8 protein-coding genes are annotated in these 6,482 nt (G+C 35.7%); all 8 read right to left on the bottom strand.

Features of this window, described 5'->3' with window-relative positions:
• The coding region (locus tag Q5O73_RS09575; RefSeq protein ID WP_302669573.1) for a stage V sporulation protein AB at positions 1 to 302 on the bottom strand (302 nt) is incomplete at its 3' end.
• Positions 299 to 925, bottom strand: a complete 627-nt coding sequence (locus Q5O73_RS09570; protein WP_118588943.1) for a stage V sporulation protein AA — start codon at positions 923 to 925, stop codon at positions 299 to 301. The genes Q5O73_RS09575 and Q5O73_RS09570, both read right to left, overlap by 4 nt.
• Before the next feature lie 197 nt (positions 926 to 1,122).
• Positions 1,123 to 1,836 carry a SigB/SigF/SigG family RNA polymerase sigma factor gene (locus Q5O73_RS09565; RefSeq protein WP_118588942.1) on the bottom strand — a complete coding sequence of 238 codons (714 nt, stop codon included), beginning with the start codon at positions 1,834 to 1,836 and terminating at the stop codon, positions 1,123 to 1,125.
• Positions 1,837 to 1,838: 2 nt separating this feature from the next.
• Complete coding sequence (gene spoIIAB, locus Q5O73_RS09560) at positions 1,839 to 2,309, bottom strand: anti-sigma F factor (protein WP_021953413.1); 471 nt, start codon at positions 2,307 to 2,309, stop codon at positions 1,839 to 1,841.
• A gap of 9 nt (positions 2,310 to 2,318) precedes the next feature.
• Positions 2,319 to 2,648 (bottom strand): anti-sigma factor antagonist, encoded by a 330-nt coding sequence (locus Q5O73_RS09555; RefSeq protein WP_021953414.1) that lies wholly within the window; start codon positions 2,646 to 2,648, stop codon positions 2,319 to 2,321.
• A 103-nt stretch (positions 2,649 to 2,751) separates the two neighbouring features.
• Positions 2,752 to 4,233, bottom strand: coding sequence for a tetratricopeptide repeat protein (locus tag Q5O73_RS09550; RefSeq protein ID WP_118588941.1), 1,482 nt, complete (start codon positions 4,231 to 4,233; stop codon positions 2,752 to 2,754).
• Between the two features lie 20 nt (positions 4,234 to 4,253).
• Positions 4,254 to 4,400: a hypothetical protein gene (locus Q5O73_RS09545; RefSeq protein WP_021953416.1), complete on the bottom strand. Its 147-nt coding sequence runs from the start codon at positions 4,398 to 4,400 to the stop codon at positions 4,254 to 4,256.
• Positions 4,401 to 4,410: 10 nt separating this feature from the next.
• On the bottom strand, positions 4,411 to 6,482 hold a 2,072-nt coding region (locus Q5O73_RS09540; protein WP_302669572.1), incomplete at its 5' end, for a valine--tRNA ligase.

Raw genomic sequence — 6,482 nt, 5'->3', positions numbered from 1 at the left:
GCTAAAGATATTGCAAGACATCCTACAAAGATTCCCTGAGACAGTCCTATTATGGGTTGTAGCACTGCCGATACCGTTACCGGCATATGAAGTTTTACGGAAAATACCCAGAATATATTCCACAATGTACCTCCTGCCACAACTGCTGTCTCATATTTAGTAACATGTTTTCCGGTATGGGTTTTCCCTGCCATTCTGGTTATAACACCGGTGGAGGCAATAAGGGCAAATACCGCTGCTGAAATTACACTGCCTCCTCCAAATGCTGTTAGTCCCAAAATTATATATTTCCACCACGTCATTTTACATCCAACTTTCCATCCTGTCTGTTATGCCCCTCAATTAAAGTCTGATTAACATCGGTTTCATATTTTCGCATTTCAACCTCAATAGGCGTTGGATCCTTTGAAAACCTCTTTAGCCCAAAATGGTTATAAAATACAAGGATTCCTACCCCCATTCCCACAGAATAGCATAATTCCATTAATGATTTTCCGGTATTTTTGTCTCCCGCCACTAACTTGCAGATTTTTTCAAACATTCCTTCCACTGAAACGTCATTGTTAAATGACATTATGGAAAAACCTGCTCCGAAAAACAAAAGTACACATATTAAAATAACCTTAATAATTTCCAGATATTTTTTCCCTGCATATGCCTTTTTAAATTCAATAATGCAGTCTGTTTCACCAACACTTTGTACATCAACATTTTCAAAGGTTTCATCCACTATTTCAAAAATTTCCATTATAGAAACAATATATCTTTTTTTGCCATTGGAATGATCAGTTAAAAGCTTAATGGGCTTTAACCTGTTTACCACTGACATGTTCTTACATTCTAATTTTGCCACATCGCCAATAGTTACATCTTCGTGAGTTACTTCCACGCACTGATCTAACTTTATATATAATGTATCACTCATGCCCACCTCTAAATCATAACTGCCGTTTCAGTTTTTTCTGTTTCCTTCGCCTGAGAGCACAAATAAACACCAATTCCTGTAGCCATTATGATGGCAGCCATAATAATTATAACTTTAAAGATTTTCATACCTGTCAAATCCTTTCTATAATTGTTTATGACATACATTATATCCAATGAACACTATATTATTCTAATTTATCCAATTTGCTTTTTTAATTTTTCTAAAATTTTCTTTTCAGTTCTTGACACCTGAACCTGAGTCATTCCCACTATATTTGCAATTTCCGACTGGGTTTTATTTTGAAAATATCTTAAAATAATTATTTTTCTGTCTGTATCGTCTAGTGTCTCTAACAGCTGTTTTACCATTATGCGGTTAATAACCATTATCTCATGACTGCTTTCATCCTCTATTTTTTCCAATATGGTCTGCTTTTTATTATCCCCGGTATCGATTTCCTTATAAATAGATTCCACTTCTCTTGATGCATCTAATGCAGTTATTATTTCCTCACAGGTTAAATCACATACTTTAGACAATTCCTCCACCGTAGGTTCCCTGTTATTATCTTTTCTGAATTTTTCCGTTTCTAAATAAATTTTCAATTGATTTTCTTTTATGGTTCTGCTTATTTTAATAATGCCATCATCTCTTAAAAAGCGTCTGATTTCTCCTGCTATCAGTGGCACTGCATAGGTGGAAAATGCCACTTTAAAATTAACATCAAACCTGTCAATTGCCTTAAGCATTCCTATACAGCCTATTTGAAATAAATCCTCACTTTCATAGCCTCTGTTTAAAAATCTCCTGACAATGCTCCAGATAAGACCACTGTTTTCTAAAAGTACCTTGTCCCTTGCTGCTTTATCTCCCTTATGAGCCATTTCTATTAACGATAATACATCCATTATCAGATTTTTTCCTGCTTTGTTAATCTCTTTGTCATGGAAACCTTAGTACCACGACCTTTTTCTGACTCTACAATCAGTTCATCCATAAACATTTCCATAAACATAAATCCCATTCCGGAGCGTTCTAACTCCGGTTTAGTTGTAAACAACGGCTCTCTTGCTTTTTCTATGTTTTCAATTCCAACACCTTCATCTTTTATTTCAATTTTTATGGTTGTATCTGTTTCGTATGTACTATCATTTTTCTTTATTTTATTTGTAAGCATGTTGCACTTCATGTATACAGTTCCCGTTTTTTCCCCGTATCCGTGAATTATTGCATTAGTAACTGCCTCTGAAACAGCAGTTTTTATGTCATTTATTTCTTCGATTGTAGGGTCAACCTCCGTGAGAAAGGCAGCCACCACCATTCTTGCCAGACTTTCATTTTGTGACTTGGCATCAAACGTAATGCTCATATTATTCTCCATACTTTCCTCCTAATATCTGGATAAATCCGGTGTTATTGTTTTTTCAACAATTTTGTACAAACCTGAAATAGTTAATATTCTGTCAATAGAATTATTAATATTAGTAACAGTAACTTTACCGCCCCGGTTTTTAACTAACTTATACCGTCCCATAATAACCCCGATTCCTGAACTGTCCATAAATTTTGTTCTTTTAAAATTAAAAATAATGTTTTGAATTTTGTTTGAAATAATATACCAGTCCGACTGCTCTGTTATGATTTTTGCATTATGATGGTCTAATTCTTCCGGTAAATAAATCAACAGATTTCTTCCCCTTACTTCATATAAAACTTCCATTGTAATCCCCCTTAAAATTTTATAAACATGGCTCAATACCTGTTTTACCATAACCACAAAAAGAGAACCCTTTTAAGGTTCTCTTCTTTAGTATTTTTATATTTTATTCTGAACTTCCGCCGTCTCCGCTATCACCGCCATTGTCTCCGTTATCACCATTGTTGCCGTCATCGCCGCCATTGTCTGATAACATATTTCTTGCTCTATCTGCGTATTCTGAATCTCCAAAATCATCAACGATTTTCTTGAAATACTTATTGGAGTTAGTTGTATCTCCCTGCCTGTTATAGGCATAGGCTAAGTAATAAATCGCTTTAACGTTGTTTTTATTTGCCTCAATACACTTTGTAAACTGTGTTATTGCTGTTTCGTAATCTGCACTTTCGTAGGCGCTCATACCTGCATCAAAAGCTGAATTTTCCACTCTTGATGACAACTGATCACTTAATGACTTGTACACCGATGTAAATGAAGCTGATTCCATCTTCATTTTGCCATCAACCTTTTCTAATGACTTTGCACTATTGTCGTAATCCTTTGCTAAGTAATACTGTACTGCCTCTAAAAGATTACTGTAGTTTGTGCTTAAAGTATTTCCCGTGCCAGTATACTGGGCAAGACTCGTTTTAAGCTTGTCCCTTTCCTTCTTTATTGTATCCACCTGATCCTGCAATTCGGAAATTGTAGAATTTTTTATAGCAATCTTTTGATTATATTCAACCTTTGTGTCATTTACTTTATCAGAAATGCCTGCAATTCTTGCCGGAGTAACAATAAAGTAAACCAATGCTGCGCCAAGCAAGACACCTATTATTATGTGTAAAATACTTTGGGCACTGCTAATAGCCTCTTTAAAATTGTTTTGTGGAACAATAACATCATTTCCACTTAAGTAAGGTCTGTCAACCATTACACCTCTTAAGCTTCGTCTTCGCTCCATTCTCCTGTCAGGATCATTTTTCTTTTCATCCTCCATATACTCGTTAATTTCTCTTAAATAACGGATACTTAAAGGATTGCACTTGTCAATTTTAAGAGACTTCTTTATTGTTCTCTTTGCTCTCTCGTACTGACCGTTTTTGGTGTAAAGTAAAGCTAAAAGCTGATAGGCCTTTATCAGATTAGGATTCTGATTAAGGACTTTCTTAAGCTGAATTATAGCCATGTCGTCAGTTCCGCTCTTAGCATAATTAAGAGCTACATTAAACTTCTTTATAGTATGATTCAACTCGTCTACTTTTCCCTTTTCCTGCTGTATAGCTACAAGATATCGGTCTGCCGGGTTGTTATCCGGCTGAATGTTGGTGCTCATAACCCACTCGGAAAATGCCTGAACTGTCTCTCCCATTTCAAAATACACAAGTCCTAAAAGATTTCTGGCATCAATATTACGTTTGTTTAACTTAACACAACGTCTTAAGGTATCTGCTGCTCCGGCTAAATCTCTGTTTCTTGCCTTTGTAAGACCCACGTTGTAATATGTGTTGGACAAACGCACAATTCTCTTGTAGACGCTTACATCCATACCACAGTGACTGCAATAATCACTGTTAGTAAGGACATTTCCACAATTATAGCATATCATCTGTTAAATCCATCCTTTGCTTATTTGTTCTCGCCCTTTAGTTCCTCAACCATCTGTATCATAACATCAGTAATATCTGATATATTGTTGTTATAGATGGCGTTTTCTGCCTCTTCTATTTCAAGGCTTGGATGAAATTTTTTAATTTCTTCTTCAAAATTAATCATATCCTTCTCCTTATTTTTCTAAATGGGAAAGCTGTCCCTTAACCTGTTCCATCATCTGTTCATATTTAGCCTTCTTTTCCTTCTCCTCATTTATTTTCTTTTCAGGAGCCTTACTTACAAAGTTAGGATTTGAAAGCATTCCGTTTACTCTTGCAAGTTCCTTGTTAAGGCGTTCAACTTCCTTATGAAGTCTCTCAATTTCCTTTGCAATGTCAACAAGTTCGGCAAATGGCATGTAAATAGTAGCCTTTGGAATAACTACTGATACAGCGTCATCCTCAATGCCTTCCTTATCACTTTGAATAATAACCTCACTGGCATATCCTAAGGTAGCAAAGAATACATTTCCCTTTTCAAAGATTTCACGTACAGTTGCATCATCAGATACAACAAATACTTTTGCCTTCTTGCTTGGTGCAACATTCATCTCTGAACGTATATTTCTGATAGAACGTACAGCTTCCTTAATAGTTTCAACTGATGCTTCTTCTTTTTCAAATGTGTTTTCTTCTGAATACTCAGGCCATGATGAAATCATAATGGACTCTTCATCATCCTGAATATTACAGAATATTTCCTCTGTAATAAATGGCATATATGGATGTAAAAGTTTTAATGAGTCAATTAATACTTTCTTAAGTGTCCATAATGCAGCCTGTTTTGTATCATCATTATCATTGTACAATCTAGGCTTAACCATTTCAATATACCAGTCACAAAATTCTTCCCAAATAAAGTTGTAAATTTTGTCAGCTGCTATACCAAGTTCAAATTTATCAAGATTTTCTGTCACATCTTTTGCCAAAGTGTTAACTTTTGATAAAATCCACTTATCTGCATCAGTTAAGTTTTCAGGTTTCTTACCTAAATCAATATTTTCTTTAGGAAGATTCATCTGGATAAATCTTGAAGCATTCCAAACCTTATTGGCAAAGTTTCTTGATGCCTCTACTCTTTCCCAATAGAATCTCATGTCGTTACCAGGTGCATTTCCCGTAATAAGGGTAAATCTTAATGCGTCAGCACCATATTTATCAATAACCTCCAATGGGTCAATACCGTTTCCTAAAGATTTTGACATTTTACGTCCCTGTGAATCTCTAACAAGTCCGTGTATCAAAACTGTATCAAAAGGTACCTCTCCTGTATGTTCAAGTCCTGAGAACATCATTCTCATTACCCAGAAAGGTATAATATCATATCCTGTTACTAATGTATTAGTAGGATAGAAGTAATCCATTTCTTCTGTTTTATCAGGCCAGCCCAGCGTACTAAATGGCCATAATGCTGATGAGAACCATGTATCAAGAGTATCCGGATCCTGTCTCATTTCCTTACCACACTTAGGACATACTGCATGGTCTTCCTTTGTTACAACCATTTCACCACAGTCATCACAGTAAAATGCAGGAATCTGGTGTCCCCACCATAACTGACGTGAAATACACCAGTCACGGATATTTTCAAGCCAATGGAAATATGTTTTATCAAAATATCCCGGTACAAACTTAGTGTCACCTTTTTTAACAGCTTCTATTGCAGGCTTTGCCAGCTCATCCATCTTTACAAACCACTGCTTTGAAACTCTTGGTTCAATAGTTGTATGACATCTGTAACATGTACCTACATTATGTTCATGGTCTTCAACCTTAACCAGATATCCTTCCTTGTCTAAATCTTCTACAATTGCCTTTCTTGCTTCATATCTGTCCATACCTGCGTACTTAGGATAATCATCAACAATCTTAGCATCGTCTGTTAAAACATTAATAACAGGTAAGTTGTGACGAAGTCCAACTTCAAAATCGTTAGGATCATGGGCAGGTGTAATTTTAACTACACCGGTACCAAAGTCAATACCTACATAGTCATCGGCAATAATAGGGATTTCTCTTCCAACTAAAGGAAGTGTAAGCATCTTTCCTATTAAATGTTTATATCTGTCATCATTTGGGTTTACTGCTACTGCTGTATCACCAAGTAATGTTTCAGGTCTTGTTGTAGCCAGCTGGATATATCCTGAACCATCTGTTAAAGGATATCTTAAGTGCCAGAATTTACCTGCCTGGTATTCATATTCTA

Origin of the sequence: Eubacterium sp. AF15-50 (assembly GCF_934835595.1) — a bacterium.
Classification (GTDB): domain Bacteria; phylum Bacillota; class Clostridia; order Lachnospirales; family Lachnospiraceae; genus Eubacterium_G; species Eubacterium_G segne.
This window is presented reverse-complemented; position numbering and strand designations above follow the sequence as displayed.